At 41.7% G+C, this 24,685-nt stretch carries 3 protein-coding genes; all 3 read left to right on the top strand.

Annotated elements, in window-relative coordinates:
* Nucleotides 1-4: 4 nt before the first annotated feature.
* The 3 genes from EWU22_RS02735 to EWU22_RS02725 all read left to right on the top strand — a co-directional run bounded on the left by EWU22_RS02735 (nucleotide 5) and on the right by EWU22_RS02725 (nucleotide 24,645).
* A complete protein-coding gene (locus tag EWU22_RS02735; protein WP_130924312.1) occupies nucleotides 5-1,078 on the top strand; it encodes an NHL repeat-containing protein in 1,074 nt (357 codons plus the stop codon).
* Nucleotide 1,079: 1 nt separating this feature from the next.
* Complete coding sequence (locus EWU22_RS02730) at nucleotides 1,080-2,558, top strand: c-type cytochrome domain-containing protein (RefSeq protein ID WP_130924311.1); 1,479 nt, start codon at nucleotides 1,080-1,082, stop codon at nucleotides 2,556-2,558.
* A gap of 766 nt (nucleotides 2,559-3,324) precedes the next feature.
* Complete coding sequence (locus EWU22_RS02725) at nucleotides 3,325-24,645, top strand: invasin domain 3-containing protein (protein ID WP_161566775.1); 21,321 nt, start codon at nucleotides 3,325-3,327, stop codon at nucleotides 24,643-24,645.
* Nucleotides 24,646-24,685 lie beyond the last annotated feature (40 nt).

The following is a 24,685-nucleotide window of genomic DNA, read 5'->3' as shown; positions in this document are numbered from 1 at the left end:
TCCTATGAACAAATCCATTCAACGCAGAGATTTTTTAAAAACTAGCTCCGTTTTAGTTGGCGGTAGCCTCTTATCAACCTCACACACTATGAAAAAAATTGCCCCGAAACCTGGCGAAATCGTTATAGGTCACAACAATTATAAATTTAAAGTTATTCCTAATTGGGGTATCTTGGATGCTGGCAAAAACCCTGTCAACGACTGCCATGAGATGGTGGAAGATGCCAAAGGTCGTTTGTTTTTATTAACCAATGAAACCAAAAACAATGTCTTGATTTATGATAAATCAGGAAAGTTATTAGACTCCTGGGGACATACTTACCCGGGTGCGCACGGTCTAACTATTTTAAATGAAGGAGGAGAACAGTTTTTATTGATTTGCGATAATACACGTCATCAAGTCATTAAAACTGATTTGAAAGGAAAAGAAATTTTCAAAATTGAATATCCTAAAGAAACTGGTGTGTATGATCATCCACATCAATTCGTTCCTACAGAAACAGCCGTGAACCCAAAAAATGGAGACATCTATGTGGCGGATGGTTATGGGGCCAATTATATCATTCAATATGATGCCAAAGGTAAATACATCCGTCATTTTGGTGGTAAAACCAATGATTACGATGACAACCTATTCAACTGCTGTCATGGTGTTTTAGTGGATACCCGTGATCCTAAAAACTGGACGCTCTTAGTAACCGACCGAGTGAATAATAGCTTAAAGCGCTTTACTTTAGATGGCAAGTTCATCACACGTTATCACCTTCCTGGTTCATTTGTTTGTCGACCTAATCTACATGGAGATCATATCGTGGCTGCTTGTTTCCGCAGTGGAGATGGAAATTGGCCAGGGTCTGGTTATGTACAAATTTTGGACAAAGACATGAAAGTTGTCTCTACACCTGGAGGTTCAGAACCTATTTATAAAAATGGGGTATTACAAAGACAGCATAAAGATGATGAGAATAAAGTATTCATCCATCCACATGATGTATATGCGGATTCTGACGACAACATCTATGTAGCACAATGGGCGTCTCAAAAAACTTACCCTATTAAATTGGAACGTATCGGCTAATATGATGCTGCTGTTGGACTCGGAGGGAATTCCTGATTGGATTCTATTTTTTGGTCATTTTCATCCCATGTTGGTGCATTTACCTATCGGTATGCTCCTCATGGGAATGATTTTATATGTATTTTCCAAAAAAGAGGAAGTCTCGAGACAAAAATCCATTGCCCCCATTTTATGGAGTACGGGAATTACTGCACTTATTTCATGTACCATGGGTTGGTGCTTATCCTTGGCTGGAGAATATGATACGGATACGCTGTTTTTACATCAATGGTTGGGTATTAGTCTAGCCTTGAGTTCATTGGCACTAGCCTATATGGCCCAATTTTGGTCCCTTGATTCCTTCATGTCTCGATTCTTTAAACCAGGATTGACCCTAGCATTTATCTTAGTGATGTGGACAGGGCATTTAGGGGGAAACTTAACTCATGGTTCCGATTATTTAAGTACTTACCTGCCTCAACCCTGGAGGGCATGGTTAGGCATGGCTCCTAGAGAACAAAAAAATGAACAAACAAAAGAGCAGCCAATAAAAATCAAAAACTTGCAGGAAGCGCTCATTTATCAAGATTTGATTCAACCAACTTTAAAACAAAAATGTTGGTCATGTCACAATGCCGAAAAGCAAAAAGGCAAACTTCGGATGGATAGTCCAGAATACATGCTAAAAGGTGGAGCCAATGGAGTCATTTTTGTGGCTGGCAAACCCGAAGAAAGCGACTTAATCAAACGGATCTTGTTAGATCCTTCCCATGAAGATCATATGCCACCCAAAGGGAAAGTGAACTTAACAGAGGATGAAATCACACTGCTGCAATGGTGGGTAAAAGAAGGAGCACATTTCAACAAAAAGATCTCGGAAATCCCCTTTGATGCTCGAATCAAAACGATACTAACAAAATATACCCAAGAAAATAAAAGCACTGAAAATTATATTTCGCCTATTTTAAAAGAGCAAATAGCTGCTGCCAATGAAGCAGACATCGAGAAGTTGAGAAAGCATCATGTATTAGTCATCGCGCTTAGCGCCGAAAAACCATTCTTAGAAGTCAATGCGATTAATGCCAAGAATATAGGAGATAAAGAGTTACAAGACTTAGACGGTATCAAGGAACAATTGGTTTCCCTAAAATTGGGAGGAACGAAAATAACGGATTCATTCCTGCAACAAATCAGTACATACCCAAGATTGATACATCTACAAATAGACCATACTCGAATCACTCAGCAAGGTCTTAGCTATTTAAGCTCACTCCAACACGTAGAAACGTTGAACTTAGTTGGGACAAACCTAACAGATGAAAGTGTTGTGGCTATCGCTAAATTAAAAGGATTGAGAAAAGTTTACCTATGGCAAACAAAGATTAGCGAAAAAGGTATAAAATTTCTTCATGAAAAATTGCCTAAGCTAATAATCGACCAAGGATGGAAGGGAAAATGGCCACTGGATACCCTAAATATCCCAATTAAAAAACCAGAATAGAGGTGTTCATATTTGCATCTTTCCACCTTACAAGCCTACTATTTTTACTCAATAAAGCGCCTTTTTGAGTCATATTCCATTTCAAATTTTGATTGGTTTAATCAAAAACTAATTCAAAACTACATGGAAATAGGCTCTTTAGGATTCAAAATAAGCCAAACTTGTGTTAAAACAGAGTTCATTTTTTCTATCCAACAGCCTAATCCTGTTTCCAAATTTAAATTCAAACAATTTTTCGATTTTTGCCGATAATTGAACTTTTCTAAGATTCCCCAAAAGTGCGTTTTTCGAACAATTTTTAAAATCTGCCCAGGGAGCCTCCAAACCATTTCATTTGTTCAAAATTTTTAATTGAGTACAAATGTCGATACAGATTATTTCTACAACAAAAATGCAATTATTAGATTTACGTGAATTATAATCTCAAAGAGAACGTAAAAATCTCTGAGGCATTGTATCCTGTTCCTAAATTATATATGAAAAAATCGTCTACTCGGCTGCAAAGTCTATGTGATGCACTGACCGTATTTGGTGAGGAATATCATACAAATTCAATCCTGTTTTTTGCTTCTGTTAATTCATTCAGGGACTAATCCTCTGGACAAATTATCTATGTTAACTATTTGATTAGAAAATCTGTGTTCTCAAAAATTATATGAAAGTGTCTCACAATACCTATTTTAAAACATTGAAACGGTTCCCATCTTTGCTATCAATTTTGGTGTTTCTTTCAATGCTATTGGTTTCTACGCTAGAAGCAAATGGCATGGAGAAAAATTCCGCATTAGATTATCCAAAAATTAACACTTCCACCGAGTTGTCGTTAAACTTCCATGCACCTATTAAGTCTCAGGCAGGAATGGATGTGGTATTTTTTGATCAAACTCCAGGTAAGCCTAAAAGTCCAGAAGAGCTGCGTATCATTCAGGCCAATAAAGAGGTAAATAAGCTCTTGTTTCAATTGTTTCAAAAATCAAATTACCAAGACTTATTATTTTCCTATTTCCCTGGAAATAAATCAAAATCGGATTTAGCTTTTACTTTAAAAGTAGAAGAACTGCGTAATGCTGTTTTGAATCAGGGGTTTAATATACCTGTTCAGTTATTAAATTGGTCGGTTATCAATGGAGCCATGGCAGCCTATGCCAACCACGGTCCAACGGGTAAACCTATCATATTCTTCAATGAAGAATACGTGGCAGGTAAAGCATCATTCTTTTACCCAGAAGCCAATGATCGCCAGATGGTGGGCTTATTATTGCAAGAATATGGACATGCGATTGACTTTTATTTAAATGGAGAAATTGACTCTCCTGGTGATGAAGGAGCCTTATTTGCTGCCCAAGAAATGGGGTATACATTGGCCCTCGAAGAAATTAAAGGAGCCAAATTGCGCGATGATAGCAACCGTATTTTAGTTTACGGAAAAACAATTCATGTTGAGGAAGCTGCTTTAGTGACTCAAAGTATATGGCCAGCCGCTAAAGGGTCTGGTTCAACTGTCAATATCAATGGCGCTAAAGTTAGTGGGAGTAATTTCCGTTTTGAAACCGTTTGTTCTGGTGGAGGTACTAACTGTAACTTTTCAGGTACTGCTGGTGGTGGTGGCTCGGCTGTAGTAACTTTTACTTACAAAACTACAGGTGGAAGTATTTCATCACCAGTAACAGGTGAAATCAACTGGCGTGATCAAAGTGGTAGCCCTAACTCCGTGTACTTTAACCAATATAGTTCAGGAACTACACTATCCAATCAAGGATATATCATTGTCTTATTAGTTAATGCAACAACAAATGCCTATACTTCTTCTTCCTCATTAAGTGGTAATAATGGCCCAGCGGGTACCGCTTTGGACAGTTATGCTACGACCAACGCTCCATCTACTGCTAATTCTACATTAACTCCTGCAAGTACAACAGGTGTCATTGCAGACCAAAGAACTACGACTTTAACCGTAACAGCAAAAAATGCTGGGGGTACAGCTTTAACTGGTGCCACTGTTACATTAGCTCAATTTTCAGATGTCGGCTTAATTAGTCCAACCACTAAATCAACCATTAGTCCGTCGAGTGCAACAACGGATGCCAGTGGTATCGCTACTTTTACAGTAAGTAGCACCATTGCCCCGCAAACCATTTATTATCAAGCTACAGTTGTGGCCTCAGGATTTGAATCCATCCTAACAGGATCTGCTTCAGTAGGTTATGTAGTAGGCCCCGTAGCTAAATTACAAGTCTTAATGCCTGGTGAAACAGCCGATCCAGGTTCAGCAACAGGTAAAACGGGCACTCCAACTGACCAAGCTGCTGGTTCAAACACAACAGTTACCGTCAATGCCGTGGATGCATGGTGGAACAAAATTACGGCTTCAACTCCTACTGTAGTCATTACAACCAGTGATCCAAATGATACGCATCCTTCCAGCGCAGCATTAAGTGCCGGAACAGGTACATTTACTGTTTCATTCAGAACAGCAGGAAATCAAACCGTAACGGCAACTGACCAAGCTGCCACATTAACGGCCAATACAGGTTCTACGACACTTGTAACCGCTGGAACTGTCAATAAACTACAAGTAATCATGCCAGGAGAAACAGCTGCTCCGGGTACAACTACTGGTAAAACAGGTACACCAACAGCTCAAACTGCAGGTTCCTCATTTAACTTTACCGTCAATGCGGTGGATGCCTATTGGAATCTTGTTTCCTCCGCTACCCCCACTGCTGTTATTACTTCTTCAGATGGGCAAGCAACCCTTCCAAGTAGTGCTGCTTTGGCAAGTGGAACAAAACAATTTGCCCTAACATTTAAAACTGCCGGAAATCAAACTGTTACTGCTACTGACCAAGCTGCTACACTAACAGCCAATACTGGAGCAAGTACTGTGGTGAACGCAGGAGCAGCCAGTAAGCTAAGCTACTCCGTTCAACCAAGTAATGCTACAGCCGCATCTTCTATTTCACCTGCTATTAAAGTAAGAATTGAAGATGCCAATGGCAACTTGACAAGTTCAACAGCCAATGTAACTTTAGCCATAGGAACCAATCCTGCTTCTGGAACCCTTTCTGGGACACTAACTCAAGCAGCAGTAGCAGGTGAAGCGACCTTCTCTAATATAAGTATTAACAATACCGGAACAGGGTATACTCTTGTTGCATCCAGTGGAGCGCTAACCACTGCTACATCAAACACGTTCAACATTGTAACATCAACTCCAAGTAAATTAACGTTTGGGACCCAACCAGCCAATACTGTTGCTGGAGCAACCATGTCGAATGTGACTGTAAGAGTAGAGGATGCCTCCAATAATTTAGTATCCACAGCTACCAACAGTGTAACTTTAGCCATAAATACGAACCCTGGATCTGGAACTTTATCTGGTACAGTAACTAGAAATGCAGTAAATGGTATAGCTACTTTCAATGATCTGTCTATCAACAAAACAGGAACAGGTTATAATTTCTCTGCAACAAGTGGAGTGCTAACTGGTGCTACTTCATCCAACTTTAACATTACGCCTGGTGCTGCAGACGCTACTGCTTCTACGTTAACTCCCACTTCGGCTAGTATTGTCGCCAATGGTTCTTCTACTCAGGTGTTAACCGTAACTGCCAAAGATGCTAATGGTAATAACTTAACTGCTGGGGGCTCTACTGTCACCATCACTAAATCTTCAGGCACTGGTACCATCAGTTCTGTTACTGATAATGGGAACGGTACATATACCGCTACGGTAACTTCTCCAACGGCTACTGGTTCTGGTGTATTCGTAGCTACCTTAGGGGCTGCTGCTGTGAAAAGTGGTACGGGTTCTCAAACTCAATCCACCATTACATATACGCCAGGTACTGCAGATGCTACCGCTTCTACTTTAACTCCGACTTCGGCTAGTATTGTAGCCAATGGGTCTTCTACTCAGGTGTTAACCGTAACTGCCAAAGATGCTAATGGTAATAACTTAACTGCTGGCGGTTCTACTGTCACCATCACCAAATCTTCTGGTTCTGGTACTATTGGTTCGGTTACTGATAATGGGAACGGTACTTATACCGCTACTGTCACTTCTCCAACAGCTACTGGTTCTGGTGTATTCGTAGCTACCTTAGGTGCTGCTGCTGTGAAAAGTGGTACGGGGTCTCAAACACAATCCACCATTACATATACGCCAGGTGCTGCGGATGCTACCGCTTCTACGTTAACTCCGACTTCGGCTAGTATTGTCGCCAATGGGTCTTCTACTCAGGTGTTAACCGTAACTGCCAAAGATGCTAATGGTAATAACTTAACTGCTGGTGGCTCTACTGTTACCATCACTAAATCTTCGGGTTCTGGTACCATCGGTTCAGTTACTGATAATGGGAACGGTACATATACTGCTACTGTCACTTCTCCAACGGCTACTGGCTCTGGTGTATTCGTGGCTACCTTAGGTGCAGCTGCTGTGAAAAGTGGTACGGGTTCTCAAACACAATCCACCATTACATATACGCCAGGTGCTGCAGACGCTACTGCTTCTACCTTGACTCCTACTTCGGCTAGTATTATCGCCAACGGGTCTTCTACTCAAGTGTTAACCGTAACTGCCAAAGATGCTAATGGTAATAACTTAACTGCTGGCGGCTCTACTGTCACCATCACCAAATCTTCGGGTTCTGGTACTATTGGTTCGGTTACTGATAATAGCAATGGTACTTATACCGCTACGGTCACTTCTCCTACTGCCGCTGGTTCTGGTGTATTCGTGGCTACCTTAGGTGCTGCCGCTGTGAAAAGTGGTACGGGGTCTCAAACGCAATCCACCATTACATATACGCCAGGTGCTGCAGATGCTACTGCTTCTACCTTGACTCCGACTTCGGCTAGTATTGTAGCTGATGGTTCTAGCACACAGGTATTAACCGTAACTGCTAAAGATGCCAATGGTAATAACTTAACTGCTGGGGGCTCTACTGTTACCATCACTAAATCTTCTGGTTCTGGTACCATCGGTTCAGTTACTGATAATAGCAATGGTACTTATACCGCTACGGTCACTTCCCCTACTGCCGCTGGTTTTGGTGTATTCGTGGCTACCTTAGGTGCTGCTGCTGTGAAAAGTGGTACGGGTTCTCAAACACAATCAACCATTACCTATACCGCTGGTACTGCAACTAAATTAGTGGTTTCCAATATAGCTCAACAAACTGCTGGAACGGGATTCGCTGTAACTGTTACTCTAACTGATGTGAACGGTAACCCTGTTTTAGCTACTGCGGATGGAACTGTTACATTAACTCGTAAAACAGGTACGGGAACTTTAGGTGGTACACTAACTGGAACTATTCTTACTGGTAATAGTGCTGTGACTATCTCTGGGGTCACTTATACCAAAGCTGAAACGGGTGTTGTATTAACTGCCACAGGATCGGTTGCAGGGAATGTGTCTGGTAAAACAGGTGACTCTAATGCATTCAATGTTGTCGCAGGGGCTGCGGATGCTACTGCTTCTACCTTGACTCCTACTTCGGCTAGTATTGTCGCCAATGGTTCTTCTACTCAAGTGTTAACCGTAACTGCCAAAGATGCCAATGGTAATAACTTAACTGCTGGGGGCTCTACGGTCACCATCACCAAATCTTCGGGTTCTGGTACTATTGGTTCGGTTACTGATAATGGTAATGGTACTTATACCGCTACGGTCACTTCCCCTACTGCCGCTGGTTCTGGTGTATTCGTGGCTACCTTAGGTGCTGCTGCTGTGAAAAGTGGTACGGGTTCTCAAACACAATCAACCATTACATATACGCCAGGTGCTGCGGATGCTACCGCTTCTACTTTGACTCCTACTTCGGCTAGTATTGTAGCTGATGGTTCTACCACACAGGTGTTAACCGTGACTGCTAAAGATGCTAATGGCAATAACTTAACTGCTGGGGGCTCTACGGTCACCATCACTAAATCTTCTGGTTCTGGTACTATTAGTTCAGTTACTGATAATAGCAATGGTACTTATACCGCTACTGTCACTTCTCCTACTGCCGCTGGTTCTGGTGTATTTGTGGCAACATTAGGTGCTGCTGCTGTGAAAAGTGGTACGGGTTCTCAAACACAATCAACCATTACATATACGCCAGGTGCTGCAGATGCTACCGCTTCTACTTTAACTCCTACTTCGGCTAGTATTGTAGCTGATGGTTCTAGTACACAGGTCTTAACCGTAACTGCTAAAGATGCTAATGGTAATAACTTAACTGCTGGGGGCTCTACGGTCACCATCACGAAATCTTCTGGTACTGGTACCATTGGTTCGGTTACTGATAATGGGAACGGTACATATACCGCTACGGTCACTTCCCCTACTGCCGCTGGTTCTGGTGTATTCGTGGCTACCTTAGGTGCTGCTGCTGTGAAAAGTGGTACGGGTTCTCAAACACAATCAACCATTACCTATACTGCTGGTACTGCTACTAAATTAGTCGTTTCCAATATAGCTCAACAAACTGCTGGAACAGGATTCTCTGTAACAGTTACATTAACAGATGTCAATGGTAACCCTGTGTTAGCTACAGCGGACGGAACCGTTACTATAACTCGTAAAACAGGTACGGGGACTTTAGGTGGTACACTAATAGGAACTATTCTAACTGGTAATAGTGCTGTGACTATCTCTGGGGTCACTTATACCAAAGCAGAAACAGGTGTTGTATTAACTGCCACAGGATCGGTTGCAGGTAATGTCTCTGGTAAAACAGGTGACTCTAATGCATTCAATGTTGTCGCAGGAGCTGCTACTCAATTAGCCATTTCTAACATTTCTACACAAACAGCAGGTACGGGATTTGCCGTTACTGTCACATTATTAGATGCGAATGGTAATACAGTGAATGCTACAGCAGATGGCACCGTAACCTTAACATTAAAAACAGGTACTGGTACTTTAGGTGGTACCGTAACTGGAACTATTCTTACTGGTAATAGTGCTGTGACTATCTCTGGGGTAACTTATACCAAAGCAGAAACAGGTGTTGTATTAACTGCCACTGGATCTGTTGCAGGAAATGTTTCTGGCAAAACAGGTGATTCCAATGCATTCTCAGTGAATCCGGGAGCAGTAGACGCTGCTAAATCAACCATTTCTCCTACTGCTGCAAGTATTACAGCCAATGGTTCTTCTACTCAGGTGTTAACCATCACTGCTAAAGATGCTAATAGTAATAATGTGGGAGTTGGTGGTGCTACCGTAATTATATCACGACATCTGGGAACAGGTGTTGTAGGTGGAGTTAGTGATGTTGGAGATGGAACTTATACCGCAACAGTTACTTCCCCAACGACTGTTGGTACAGGTGAATTCATCGCAACCATTGATGGGGCCAATGTTCAAAATGGTACAGGTTCTAGACAACATAGTGTCATTACTTATACAGTAGGGGCAGCAGCTAAACTTTCATTTCAAGTTCAACCAAGTAACACGGCATCACTGGCCTCTATTAATCCAGCTGTAAAAGTTAGAATCGAAGATATTAATGGTAATTTAACCACATCTACCGCTAACGTTACCATTGATTTTGGAACCAATGCTGGATCAGGAACCTTATCTGGCACCAAAACAGTTGCCGCTGTAAGTGGAGTCGCTACATTTAGTGACTTGTCCATCAATAATACAGCCAATGGATATACCCTGACTGCTACAAGTTCCGGGTTAACAAGCGCCACTTCCAACACCTTTAATATTTCCAATTCAGGTGCTGCGAAATTGGCATTTAGTGTACAACCAAGTAATGCCACTGCAGGTTCTAGCATCAGTCCAGCCATCAAAGTTCAGATACTAGATGCAGCAGGCAACCCAACTACAGCCACGGACAATATTACTTTGTCAATCGATACCAATCCTGCATCGGGCACACTTTCAGGGACCTTGACTCAGGCTGCCGTAGCTGGTGAGGCTACTTTCTCAGATATTTCGATCAATAAATCAAGTGCCTCTTCATATAAGTTAAAAGCTACTAGTGGATCGCTCACTGAAACTATTTCAAATACATTTATCATATCCCCAAATACCCCAACAACGATTACAGTGACAGATATCACTCCATCTGTTGGTGTGTTGGGTATCAATAACAATATTGTCCGAGTAAATTTATTAGATGCCTATGGTAACTTCTCTCCAGCGCCATCTAATATTGGAGTAGAACTAAGTTTATTTATTGGAGCGACTGATAGGACTTCTGATGGAATTGAAAGAACGAACGCTTCTAATGTGGTTCAATCTAATCCTATTCAAGCAACTATCCCAACCAGTTCCTATTATACCGATATCTCATATGTTCGATATAAAGTATCAACAATTGATAAAACAACCAATCCATATTCCGTTAACACAAATGCTACCATCAAAGCAGCTAAATATACTGTAGGTGGCCCAAGTTTAACAACTGGCACTAGTGCTGCTTTTAGAATTGTAGAAGGAAAAATATATTCTCCGAAAACAACAGGAAATTGGAATGCTGTAACCTGGGCCATATCCTCGGATGGAGGTACCTCCTTTACAGATACGGTAGGGATTAAATACATCTATGACAAATATGATATCGTTAAAATACCAACCGGAATCACCACGACGCTAAGCCAAGATGTTTCCTTATATAGTATGATTATCGATGGTACTTTTGATCTTACAACAAGCGGAACCCTTACTTTAAATCACCATTCAGGTATAGATGGAGAGTACAATGTCCATACGCATGGTACATTTAAAAACTCTGGTGGAACCTTTACAAATACCAATGAGTCTGGTAATGGATTCTTACCTAATTTCCATGGTGGTACCTATTGGCATGCAAGAGATGGAGGAGCTATACCAAAAGCATTATGGAATACGCTTACAAGTAGTGCCTTAACGAAAGTCACTGGACTAAGTTCAACTTCATTGACTGGAGGATTTGATCAAGCATTTTTGAATTTCGAATGGGATAACTCCTATACGGGTCAGATCATGCATGGTAATGTTAGCATTGCTAAAGACTTCTATTTAAAAAGTGGTGCATTCTCCATTGGAGACAATAATACCCTAACATTAAATGAAACCGTTAATGGTTCAAGTGGAGGTAAATTAAAAGGAACGACACTTTCTACCTTACACGTTAACACGACAAGTGGAAGTCCTACATTGGATTTTGCATCTGGTGGACAAAGTTTAAAAGAACTGAAAGTCAATGTAACTGGAGGGTCTTCATTAACGATACCTTCTGATTTAAACATCAATAATACATTAAACTTGGTATCAGGACATGTGGTAATGGGTAATAATAAAAAGCTCATTTTCCCCATTGATGCCACTATTACAGGTGCCGCTGATACCCGCTATGTGGAAGGTACTATTTCTCGAGTTATTCCAAAACAAACAGATCCATCCGTTGAATTTCCAATTGGTGATGCCACAGCATATACTCCCGTAACCTTAGATTTTGTAGGTAGAACATCCTCTTCTACAGATTTAACCATTGAATCTTCTACCAATTCTTTAGCTGATAATGCATCCATTAATGGTTCTGGTATTCGTGGAGATAAATACGTCAAAAGAAAATGGCGTGTAACAGATGGAAGTGGAGCCGCAGCTAATGGCTTTACTACTTATAACATTACATTAGGATTCCCTAATGGTGATATTGCAGGGTCAGCCAGCCTTGCTAACATGATTGTTCGTAAAAACTCAGGCTCTTGGAAAGCCCCAAGTGGACATGTGCGTGTCGATGGAACAACCAAAACTATTAAAGGACAAGGGTTTAACTCATTCTCTGACTTTTTTATTGGAGAAACCACAGGTGCTACTAGCTTTACCTTAAACAGTCCTGCAGATATCACCACTGGCACTAGAGCTGCCTATGTTGGTACTCGATTAGATGCAGGATTATTGCCTTATACAACAGGAGCCCTAACAGCTTATTTAACTTCTACCAATAGCGGTGTATTTTATGATGCCGCAAGTGGAGGTAACGTCATAACAAGCATTGATTTTGCAGATGGCTCTTCTACCGTTAATTTCTGGTTCGAGAAGAATACCGTTGCTTCCTATACCGTAACAATGTCTGATGCCACCCCAGCAGATGCTGGAGCTGGTATAGCAGATGCTACAGATAACATCGCAGTTACCGTTGGTGCAGTTGATGCAACAGCTTCTACCTTGACCCCAACTGTAGCTAATATTACTGCTAATGGTTCATCCACACAAGTATTAACTGTTACGGCGAAAGATGCCTATGGAAATACGAGAAGTACAGGAGGTGATGTAGTAACCATTACAAAACAATCTGGAACAGGAAGTATCAGTAGCGTTAGTGACGTAGGTAATGGAACATATACTGCTACAGTAACTTCTCCTAGCTCAACAGGAACGGGAGTTTTTGTAGCTACATTAGGAGGAGCACAAGTAAAAAATGGTACTGGTTCTCAAACTCAATCCACCATAACTTATTCTGAGGGAGCTGCTTCTAAATTAGTTATCACCAATATTGGTACCAAAACAGCTGGCGCAACTTTCAGTGTTATCGTAAACTTAACCGATGCCAATGGAAACACAGTAAATGCGACAGCGGATGGGACAGTGACTCTAAGCTTGAAAACGGGTACAGGTACTCTAGGTGGCACATTGACCGGTACCATATTTAGTGGAAGAAGTGATGTTACATTTACTGGAATTACCTATACCAAAGCAGAAACAGGTGTTGTATTTACTGTTACAGGATCGGTTGCTGGGAATGTCTCTGGTAAAACAGGTGATTCCAATGCATTCAATGTTGTCGCAGGGGCCGCAGATGCTACTGCTTCTACTTTAACTCCTACTTCGGCTAGCATTGTAGCTGATGGTTCTACCACACAGGTGTTAACCGTGACTGCTAAAGATGCCAATGGTAATAACTTAACTGCTGGGGGCTCTACTGTCACTATCACCAAATCTTCGGGTACTGGTACCATCAGTTCGGTTACTGATAATAGCAATGGTACTTATACAGCTACGGTCACTTCTCCTACTGCCGCTGGTTCTGGTGTATTTGTGGCAACATTAGGTGCTGCCGCTGTGAAAAGTGGTACAGGTTCTCAAACACAATCAACCATTACCTATACCGCTGGTACTGCCACTAAATTAGTTGTTTCAACTATTTCTGGACAAACAGCTGGTACTGGATTCCCTGTAACTATTACTCTAACGGATGCAAACGGTAATCCTGTTTTAGCTACAGCCGATGGAACAGTAACTCTAAGCTTGAAAACTGGTACAGGTACTTTGGGTGGTACAGTGACTGGAACTATTCTAACTGGTAATAGTGCTGTAACTATCTATGGAGTAACCTATACCAAAGCAGAAACAGGTGTTGTATTAACTGCCACAGGATCGGTTGCAGGTAATGTGTCTGGTAAAACAGGTGATTCGAATGCATTCAATGTTGTGCCGGGAGCTGCAGATGCTACCGCTTCTACCTTGACTCCTACTTCGGCTAGCATTGTAGCTGATGGTTCTACCACACAGGTGTTAACCGTGACTGCTAAAGATGCTAATGGCAATAACTTAACTGCTGGGGGCTCTACGGTCACCATCACTAAATCTTCTGGTTCTGGTACTATTAGTTCGGTTACTGATAATAGCAATGGTACTTATACCGCTACGGTAACTTCTCCTACTGCCGCTGGTTCTGGTGTATTTGTGGCAACATTAGGTGCTGCCGCTGTGAAAAGTGGTACGGGTTCTCAAACACAATCCACCATTACCTATACTGCTGGTACTGCTACTAAATTGGTCGTTTCCAATATAGCTCAACAAACTGCTGGAACAGGATTCTCTGTGACAGTTACATTAACAGATGTCAATGGTAACCCTGTTTTAGCTACTGCGGATGGAACCGTTACATTAACTCGTAAAACAGGTACGGGAACTTTAGGTGGTACACTAACTGGAACTATTCTAACTGGGAATAGTGCTGTGACTATCTCTGGGGTCACTTATACCAAAGCTGAAACAGGTGTTGTATTAACTGCCACAGGTTCTGTTGCAGGGAATGTTTCAGGTAAAACGGGTGATTCGAATGCATTCAATGTTGTGCCAGGGGCCGCAGATGCTACTGCTTCTACTTTAACTCCTACTTCGGCTAGCATTGTAGCTGATGGTTCTACCACACAGGTGTTAACCGTGACTGCTAAAGATGCCAATGGTAATAACTTAACTGCTGGGGGCTCTACTGTCACTATCACCAAATCTTCGGGTACTGGTACCATCAGTTCGGTTACTGATAATAGCAATGGTACTTATACAGCTACGGTCACTTCTCCTACTGCCGCTGGTTCTGGTGTATTTGTGGCAACATTTGGTGCTGCCGCTGTGAAAAGTGGTACAGGTTCTCAAACACAATCAACCATTACCTATACCGCTGGTACTGCCACTAAATTAGTTGTTTCAACTATTTCTGGACAAACAGCTGGTACTGGATTCCCTGTAACTGTTACATTAACAGATGTGAATGGTAACCCTGTCAATGCTACCGCCGATGGTACAGTGACGCTAAGCTTGAAAACTGGTACAGGTACTTTGGGTGGTACAGTGACTGGAACCATAACTTTGGGTTCTAGTGCAGTAACCATTTCAGGAGTCACTTACACTAAAGCAGAAACAGGTGTTGTATTTACTGTTACAGGATCGGTTGCTGGGAATGTCTCTGGTAAAACGGGTGATTCGAATGCATTCAATGTTGTTGCAGGGGCTGCAGATGCTACTGCTTCTACTTTAACTCCTACTTCGGCTAGTATTGTAGCTGATGGTTCTACCACACAAGTGTTAACCGTAACTGCCAAAGATGCTAATGGTAATAACTTAACTGCTGGTGGCTCCACTGTCACCATCACCAAATCTTCGGGTACTGGTACCATCAGTTCGGTTACTGATAATAGCAATGGTACTTATACCGCTACTGTCACTTCTCCTACTGCCGCTGGCTCTGGTGTATTTGTGGCAACATTAGGTGCTGCCGCTGTGAAAAGTGGAACAGGTTCTCAAACTCAATCAACCATTACCTATACCGCTGGTACTGCCACTAAATTAGTTGTATCAACTATTTCGGGACAAACAGCTGGTACTGGATTCGCTGTAACAGTTACGCTAACGGATGTGAACGGTAACCCTGTCAACGCTACGGCAGATGGAACAGTGACGCTAAGCTTGAAAACAGGTACGGGTACTTTGGGTGGTACAGTGACAGGAACCATGACTTTGGGTTCAAGTGCTGTAACTATCTCAGGAGTGACTTATACCAAAGCAGAAACAGGTGTTGTATTAACTGCTACAGGTTCGGTTGCTGGTAATGTTTCTGGTAAAACAGGTGATTCGAATGCATTCAATGTTGTTGCAGGGGCTGCAGATGCTACTGCTTCTACCTTGACTCCTACTTCGGCTAGCATTGTAGCTGATGGTTCTACCACACAGGTGTTAACGGTAACTGCCAAAGATACTAATGGTAATAGCTTAACTGCTGGTGGCTCTACTGTCACCATTACTAAATCTTCGGGTACTGGTACCATCAGTTCGGTTACTGATAATAGCAATGGTACTTATACCGCTACTGTCACTTCTCCTACTGCCGCTGGTTCTGGTGTATTTGTGGCAACATTAGGTGCTGCCGCTGTGAAAAGTGGTACAGGTTCTCAAACCCAATCAACTATAACTTATACCGCTGGTACTGCTACTAAACTAGTCGTTTCGACTATTTCTGGACAAACAGCTGGTACTGCATTCGCTGTAACTGTTACTCTAACGGATGCAAACGGTAACCCTGTCAATGCTACCGCCGATGGTACAGTGACGCTAAGCTTGAAAACTGGTACAGGTACTTTAGGTGGTACAGTGACAGGAACCATGACTTTGGGTTCAAGTGCCGTAACTATCTCTGGAGTGACTTATACCAAAGCTGAAACAGGTGTTGTATTAACTGCCACAGGTTCTGTTGCTGGTAATGTGTCTGGTAAAACAGGTGATTCGAATGCATTCAATGTAGTGCCTGGGGCCGCGTCTAAATATTTAGTAACTAGTAGTAATTACTCTCCAGTGGTAAGTGGAACAGTAACCATCACGGCACAATTAGTAGATGCAAATAATAATCCAGTAAGTACTTCAAATAAAACCGTTACTTGGTCGAAAAGTGATGTCAATGGATCATTCTCTTCGGCAACTAGTACAACCGATGCCAATGGAACTGCGACTGTAACTTTTACAGCACATACAGTGGCGAATACTGTTACTACGATCACAGCAACAGACAATACAAGTTTAACAGGTACTACATCCAATATCACATCGGATGCAAGTGGAGCCTCTAAATTAGTTATTTCAAATATAGCTCAACAAACAGCTGGTACAGGATTCTCAGTAATAGTTACTTTAACTGACGTAAACGGTAACCCTGTCAATGCTACGGCTGATGGTACTGTTACTTTAACTAGAAAAACAGGTACGGGTACTTTAGGTGGTACACTAACTGGAACTATTTTATCTGGCAATAGTGCTGTAACGATCTCTGGGGTCACTTATACTAAAGCAGAAACAGGTGTTGTATTAACTGCCACAGGATCTGTTGCGGGTAATGTCAATGGTAAAGTAGGCGATTCCAATGCATTCACCGTAGTAGCGGGAGCTGGTGCTAAATATATTGTAACCAGTAGTAACACTTCTCCAATTGCAGGAAGTACAGTGACAATTACGGCCCAATTAGTAGATGCCAATAACAATCCAGTTACTACTTCAAATAAAACCATTACTTGGTCGAAAAGCGATGTCAATGGTTCTTTCTCATCGGCAACTAGTACAACTGATGCCAATGGAACTGCGACAGTAACATTTACCACACATACAGTTTCTGGCACATCCACGACCATTACGGCAACAGATAATACTAGTTTAACAGGTACTTCCGCTGGATTTAGTTCTACTGTAGGAACAGCTAATAAATTAGTCGTTTCGACTATCGCTCAACAAACAGCTGGTACTGGATTCTCCGTAACCGTTACTTTAACCGATGCAAACGGTAATGCCGTGAATGCTACGGCAGATGGAACCGTAACTTTAACTAGAAAAACAGGTACGGGCACTTTAGGAGGTACATTGACTGGAACCATAACTTTGGGTTCTAGTGCAGTAAGTATCTCTGGAGTAACCTATACCAAAGCGGAAACAGGTGTTGTATTAACTGCGACTGGATCTGTTGCAGGTAATGTCAATGGTAAAACGGGGGATTCCAATGCATTCACCGTGGTGCCTGGGGTCGCCTCTAAATATTTAGTTACAAGTAGTTCTTCTTCCCCTGCTGCAGGAGGTACAGTAACCATCACGGCCCAATTAGTAGATGCTAATAATAACCCAGTAAGTACTTCGGGTAAAACCATTACTTGGTCGAAAAGCGATGCCAATGGTTCATTCTCATCAGCAACAAGTACAACTGATGCCAATGGAACTGCTACCGTAACTTTTACAGCACATACGGTTGCAGGAACTTCTACCACCATCACAGCAACAGATAATACTAGCTTGACTGGTACTACATCGACCATCACTGCGGGTTCTGGTGGAGCTACTAAATTAGTGGTTTCTACTATCGCTCAACAAACGGCTGGTACAGGATTCTCCGTAACGGTTACTTTAACCGATGCAAACGGTAATGCCGTGAATGCTACGGCAGACGGAACTGTTACGTTAACAAGAAAAACAGGTACGGGTACTTTAGGTGGTACAGTAACAGGAACCATAACTTTAGGTTCTAGTGCAGTAACCATCTCAGGTGTAACTTATACCAAAGCTGAAACAGGTGTTGTATTAACTGCTACAGGTTCTGTTGCTGGTAATGTTTCTGGTAAAACAGGTGATTCGAATGCATTCAATGTTGTTGCAGGGGCTGCAGATGCTACTGCTTCTACCTTGACTCCGACTTCGGCTAGCATTGTAGCTGATGGTTCTACCACACAGGTGTTAACCGTAGCTGCTAAAGATGCTAATGGTAATAACTTAACTGCTGGGGGCTCCACTGTCACCATCACCAAATCTTCAGGTTCTGGTACTATTAGTTCAGTTACTGATAATAGCAATGGTACTTATACCGCTACTGTCACTTCTCCTACTGCCGCTGGTTCAGGTGTATTCGTGGCTACCTTAGGTGCTGCTGCTGTTAAAAGTGGAACGGGTTCTCAAACACAATCTACCATAACTTATACAGCTGGTACTGCTACAAAATTGGTCGTTTCCAATATAGCTCAACAAACTGCTGGAACGGGATTCTCTGTGACAGTTACATTAACAGATGTCAATGGTAACCCTGTTTTAGCTACGGCTGACGGAACCGTTACTTTAACAAGAAAAACAGGTACGGGTACTTTGGGAGGTACAGTGACAGGGACCATCACTTTGGGTTCTAGTGCAGTAACCATTTCAGGTGTAACTTATACCAAAGCGGAAACAGGTGTTGTATTAACTGCTACAGGTTCTGTTGCGGGTAATGTTTCTGGTAAAACGGGTGATTCCAATGCATTCACTGTAGTGCCAGGGGCCGCGTCTAAATATTTAGTTACAAGTAGTTCTACTTCCCCTGCTGCCGGTGGTACAGTAACCATCACTGCCCAATTATTGGATGCAAATAATAATCCAGTTACTAGTTCAGGTAAAACAGTTACTTGGTCAAAAAGTGATGCCAATGGATCATTCTCATCAGCTACTAGTACAACTGATGCCAATGGAACTGCAACAGTAATTTTCACTTCACATTCAGTTGCAGGAACTACAACAACTATTACTGCTACAGATAATACGAGCTTAACCGGAACTTCTCCAACGATCACTTCTGGTTCAGGTGGAGCTACTAAATTGGTTGTTTCTACCATTGCTGGTCAAACAGCTGGAACAGCTTTCGCAGTTACAGTTACTTTAACAGATGCCAACGGTAACCCAGTCAATGCTTCTACGAATGGAACGGTTACATTAACATTGAAATCGGGCAATGGAACACTTGGAGGAACACTTACAGGAACTATTACTTCAGGTTCTAGTGCAGTAACGATTTCAGGTGTAACCTATACCAAAGCAGAATCAGGTGTTTCTTTAACAGCTACAGGTTCTGGATCAGGTAATGTGACTGGAAAAACAGGCGATTCTAATACATTCTCTGTTGTAGCTGGTGCAGGTGCTAAATACATTGTCACTAGTAGCAACACTTCTCCAACTGCGGGTGGAACAGTAACTATTACTGCCCAATTAGTAGATGCTAATAACAATCCAGTTACTAGTTCAGGTAAAACAGTTACTTGGTCAAAAAGCGATGTCAATGGTTCTTTCTCATCAGCAACTAGCACTACTGATGCCAATGGAATTGCGACAGTAACCTTTACAACACATACAGTTTCTGGCACATCAACGACCATTACGGCTACAGATAATACCAGTTTAACAGGTACTTCCGCTGGATTTAGTTCTGTTGCTGGTGCTGCATCTAAATTAGTAGTTCGTACGATTGCTAGTCAAGCAGCAGGTGGAGCCTTCCCTGTAACCGTTACACTCACGGATGCTAATGGCAATCCAGTGAATGCCACAGCAAATGGAACAGTTACCTTAACTTTAAAAACAGGTACAGGTACCTTGGGAGGAACCTTAACAGGAACCATAACGGCTGGTTCTAGCACGGTCACTATTTCAGGCGTCAGCTATACCAAATTAGAATCAGGGGTTGTTTTAACCGCAACAGGTTCTGGCTCTGGTAATGTTTCAGGTAAATCTGGTGATTCCAATGCATTCAATGTCAATGCTGGTGGCGCCAATAGATTCATTATCTCTACAATCACAGATAAAGTAGCATTAAACACATTCTCTGTTACTGCTACATTAGTGGATGCCAATGACAATCTTGTAAATGCAGATGTCAATACAACAGTAACATTAAGTGTGAAAACGGGAACTGGTACATTAGGTGGTACAATTAGTGGAACCCTACTGAATGGCAACTCAAGTGTTACCATTTCTGGTGTCACTTACGATAAAGTAGAATCAGGCGTAGAGTTAAAAGCTACAGGTACAAGTGCGGGTAATGCCAATGGCAAAATTGGTAATTCCAATGCCTTTGCGGTAAGTGCGGGTATAGGTTCTAAAATCAAGCTAAGTCCACTAAGTAATTATGTAGCGGGTTCTAGCCAAACGATAACCGTAACCTTAACCGATGATAATGATAACACGGTATTAGCTACAGCCAATGGAACGATCACAATAAGTGTTAAAACAGGTACAGGTACTATTTCTGGCACTTATACAGGTACTATCCTAGCAGGAACAAGTTCTGTAACAATTACAGGAATTCAATACAATAAAGCTGAAACAGGTATCGTATTGCGTGCAACAGGTACGGGTGCAGGTTCTAATGTGAATGGAAAAGTAGGTGATAGTAATGCATTTACGGTGAGTCCAGGTCCATTGTACAGATACTTTATTTCTGGATTAACTAGACAAGAGGCGGGAACAACACAAACTGTCACCATTAGAGCGCTAGACCAATACGATAACGTAGTATCTGGTTACGTTGGTACCAAACCAATCACATTCACAGGAGCAACCGCAGCATCTGAACAATATAAGCCTAGTGCAGGTGCCCCTAATAATACACCAACATCAATTGGTGGTGGTACAGGAACATTGAACCAAACGGTGAAAAAGACAAATGCAACAACAGGAGCTACTATCGTTAATATCAATGCTACTGCTGCTGGAAATACCGTTGTTCAAAATCCAGGCTCCAACATCATCAGTCTAAACTCAACTGTTGGTACGCTGGCAGAATTTGGAAGCACGGTTAATTTAACCTTTACGAATGGTATCGCTAACGCCGTAATTATATTATACAAAGCAGAAACCGCTACCATTTCAGCAACAGACGGTGTGGTTAATACACCAAGAGAAGGGGAATTACAAGTGGAAGTTGTTAACTCTACATTTGTTAAGTTAGAAGTGACACTTGCTCCTCAGCAAACAGTTGGTCAGCCATTAGTTGGATCATTAAAAGCACTTGATCAATATGGTAACGTAGTGAAAAACTTTGATGCATCTCAAAATAATATCACGGTTGTTGTTACAAATTTAACTGGTAATGTAACCGGACTTTCAGGTACAATCAAATTGACAAGCCCAACTGACTTTGTTAATGGTGTGGCTGACTTCTCTTTATTAGGTGTTAAATACCAAGGAGGTTCTGGCAGTGGAGGTTTTACCTTCACTCCTACAACTGGAGCCGGTGTGCAAGCAGAAAACATCGTCGTAGTGGCTGATGATATAGATGGAGATGGAGTTTCTGATGAAAAAGAAACAACGGATGGTACTGATAAAAATGACCCTTGTTCTTATTTAATATCTAGTCAAGATTTCTCTAAAGCAAGCCTTACTTGGAAAGCTTTAGACTGTGACGGGGATGGAACTGCCAATGGTACAGATGCCGCTCCGTTGAACTCTTGTATTGGAGGAATACCAGGTTATATTCCAGTGAAAGGATCATTAGGATACCAACGTTACTTCCTAGGTGATTGCGATGGCGACGGTATAACCAACGACATGGAATGTTATGGTGGCTATATTGGAGTTGGAGATTGTCAAGATTTTGATAGTGACGGTATTCCAAATTTCCAAGATCCAGATTCAGATAATGATGGCATTTTAGATATCATCGAAAAGAATATTGACAGTGATGGGGACGGACATGCTAATTACCTTGATCTCGATTCAGATAATGATGGTATTTTAGACTCACAAGAAAGAACAATCGATAGCGATGGAGATGGTATTCCAAATTACTTGGATACAGACTCAGATAATGACGGTATCATGGATGCTTGGGAGGCAACCAATAATACTCGTGGGGTAATTGATAGCAATTATGATGGACGTGTGGATATCAATGGCTCTGCAAGAGATGCCAATGGAAATGGTTTGGCTGATTTCTTAGAATCAAATCCTGCTCCAATTCCAGATACAGACAAAGATGGAACACCCGATTATTTAGACTTGGATTCTGATGGAGATGGTATCAATGATAGCATCGAACTTACAGGAGACACTGATAAAGATGGAAAACCTAACTATCGAGATAAAGATTCAGATGGTGACTGGTTAGGAGATAGCGATGAACGCTCTCAGGATAATGATGGTGATGGTGTACCAAATTACTTAGATCTGGACTCAGATGGAGATGGTATTCCTGATGCTTGGGAAGGTAAGAATAAATGTGCCACTTGTGATAACAGAAATGACGACAATGACGATGGCTGGGATGATCGCGGTCAATACAAAGCGGTTATTGATACCGACAAAGATGGCTCTCCTGACTTCCTTGATCTAGATTCTGATAATGATTGTATCCCTGATCGAATTGAATTAGGAGGAGATATCGATGGAGATGAAATCCCTAATTTCCGGGATTTAGATTCGGATGGTGATGGTATTCCTGATCAAGTTGAAAGCGTAGTTTGTGAAAACCCAGTGGATACAGATAAAGATGGAACTAGAGACTTTGAAGATTTAGATTCTGATGGAGATGGAATTCCTGATGCTTTAGAAGCGGGAACCAAGCCAAGTACACCAGTAGACACCGATAAAGATGGCCTAGCTGACTACCGTGATACGGATTCTGATGGAGATGGTATTTTAGATATCTATGAAGCTGGAAACAATCCAAAATCTCCAGTAGATACCGATAAAGATGGTACCCCAGATTACTTAGATTTGGATTCGGACGGAGATAGTATTCCAGACCAAATTGAGGGTGGAGCCCCTGGTTTCAAACCATTGGATAGTGACAATGATGGAGTAGAAGACTTTAGGGATTTAGATTCTGATAATGATAAAATTCCTGATAATGTAGAAGCAGGCACGAGTCCACGCAATCCAGTAGACTCGGATCTTGATGGAAAATATGACTTTAGAGATACCGATTCAGATAGCGATGGAATCCCCGATGCGGTAGAAGCCGGCACTGATCCAACTAAACCTGTTGATACAGATAAAGATGGAAAAGCTGACTATATTGACATAGACTCAGACAATGATAGCATTTTAGATCGACTTGAAGTTGGCTCAAATACCAACCTCCCTATCGACTCGGATAAAGATGGATTACCTGATTATCGAGATACGGATTCTGATAATGATACGATTCTGGATACGCTAGAAGCAGGTAAAGATTCTCTCATCCCTGATGATACGGATAAAGATGGAATACCTGATTACCAGGATACAGATTCTGACAATGATACCATTCCTGATAAAGTAGAAGTTGGACCAAATACAAATGCTCCATTAGATACCGATAAAGATGGATTATATGATTTCAGAGATATAGATTCAGATGGGGATACCATAAAAGATAAAATTGAAGCCGGTCTTGATCCTACGAAACCAATTGATACCGACAAAGACGGATTGCCTGATTACCGCGATTTAGATAGTGACAATGACGGTATTCCAGATTTTATTGAAGTAGGCAAAAATCCTGATAGTCCGGTAGATACCGATAAAGATGGATTACCTGATTACAGAGATACAGACTCGGATAATGATGGTATTCTTGATAGTGTTAGTGCAGGAACTAGCCTAAATAGTCCATTGGATACAGATAAAGATGGTATCTATGACTATATCGACCCAGATGATGACAATGATGGTATTCCAGATATACTAGAAGATGATTTAAATTATGGTGCTTTGCCAGATTGCGATCATGATGGTATACCAAATCGATTGGACCCAGATACTTGTGATACTTTCGTACCTCAAGGAATCTCACCAAACAATGATGGAGTAAATGATAAATTAGTGATTCCTGGCATACTAAACTTCCGTAATAGATTAAGCATCTATAACCGTTGGGGAGATTTAGTATTTGAAACAGAAAACTATAAAAACGATTGGGGTGGAGAAAGCTCTCCTAACAATGTATTGACTATAGATAAAAAATTACCAGATGGCGTGTACTATTATGTAGTTGATTTCTTTGGAGTAAAACCAAATATTTCTACTTACGTATTTATTAATCGCACCGCGCTGGATAGATAACATAACTCCTAGATTAATTAAAAAACGAGGGCAACGAGTC

Source organism: Aquirufa nivalisilvae, from assembly GCF_004307455.1.
GTDB lineage: Bacteria > Bacteroidota > Bacteroidia > Cytophagales > Spirosomataceae > Aquirufa > Aquirufa nivalisilvae.
The sequence above is the reverse complement of the archived record's forward strand: the minus strand, read 5'-3'. Positions and strand labels throughout refer to the sequence as shown.